General features: G+C 68.2%; 2 protein-coding genes. Both read right to left on the bottom strand.

Going from position 1 to position 1,330, the window contains the following annotated elements:
- A partial coding sequence (locus RT91_RS22695; protein WP_240314372.1) for a hypothetical protein occupies positions 1–222 on the bottom strand: 222 nt, incomplete at its 3' end.
- A 134-nt stretch (positions 223–356) separates the two neighbouring features.
- On the bottom strand, positions 357–1,330 hold a 974-nt coding region (locus RT91_RS19250; RefSeq protein ID WP_240314371.1), incomplete at its 5' end, for an autotransporter-associated beta strand repeat-containing protein.

Raw genomic sequence — 1,330 nt, 5'->3', positions numbered from 1 at the left:
ACCGGTGTTGGCGACATCGATCAGGCGCGCCGTGCCGAACGGCGACATGGCACCGAGCGTGCCGCCGCTACTCAGCAAGAGATTGCCGCCTGCTGCGCCGAGGGCCGAGTCATTCGACACCAGCAGGGTACCGCCCGTGATGCTGGTATTGCCGGCGTAGGTGCTGGTTCCGGCGAGGGTGGTCGTGCCGCCGGCAAGTTGAAGCCCGCCGGTGCCTGCGATGGTGCCGGCGAAGGTGCCGCTGCCGTTGCTGATGATCAGGTTGTTGGCGCCGAGGGCGACGGTGCCGGCGCCGGAGCCGGTCAGGGCGGCAATGGTCTCAGTTGCCCGATGCGCCGGAGATATCGAACCTGCCGTTATCGATGACGCTGGAACGAGCTGGCGATGGAGCTGGCGCCGGCCAGGGCCAGCGTGCCCGCCGTGATGGTGGTATTGCCGGCATAGGTGCTGGTTCCGGCGAGGGTTGTCGTGCCGCCGGCAAGTTGAAGCCCGCCGGCGCCTGCGATGGTGCCGGCGAAGGTGCCGCTGCCGTTGCTGATGATCAGGTTGTTGGCGCCGAGGGCGACGGCGCCGGCGCCGGAGCCGGTCAGGGCGGCAATGGTCTCATTGCCCGATGCGCCGGAGATATCGAACCTGCCGTTATCGATGACGCTGGAAGAGCTGGCGATGGAGCTGGCGCCGGCCAGGGCCAGCGTGCCCGCCGTGATGGTGGTATTGCCGGCATAGGTGCTGGTTCCGGCGAGGGTTGTCGTGCCGCCGGCAAGTTGAAGCCCGCCGGCGCCTGCGATGGTGCCGGCGAAGGTGCCGCTGCCGTTGCTGATGATCAGGTTGTTGGCGCCAAGGGCGACGGCGCCGGCGCCGGAGCCGGTCAGGGCGGCAATGGTTTCATTGCCCGATGCGCCGGAGATGTCGAACCTGCCGTTATCGATGACGCTGGAAGAGCTGGCGATGGAGCTGGCGCCGGCCAGGGCCAGCGTGCCCGCCGTGATGCTGGTATTGCCGGCATAGGTGCTGGTTCCGGCGAGGGTTGTCGTGCCGCCGGCAAGTTGAAGCCCGCCGGTGCCTGCGATGGTGCCGGCGAAGGTGCCGCTGCCGTTGCTGATGATCAGGTTGTTGGCGCCGAGGGCGACGGCGCCGGCGCCGGAGCCGGTCAGGGCGGCAATGGTTTCATTGCCCGATGCGCCGGAGATATCGAACCTGCCGTTATCGATGAGGCTGGAAGAGCTGGCGATGGAGCTGGCGCCGGCCAGGGCCAGCGTGCCCGCCGTGATGGTGGTATTGCCGGCATAGGTGCTGGTTCCGGCGAGGGTTTCGKTGCCGCCTGTCAGGA

Source organism: Acidiphilium sp. JA12-A1 (assembly GCF_000724705.2).
Classification (GTDB): Bacteria; Pseudomonadota; Alphaproteobacteria; order Acetobacterales; family Acetobacteraceae; genus Acidiphilium; species Acidiphilium multivorum.
This window is presented reverse-complemented; position numbering and strand designations above follow the sequence as displayed.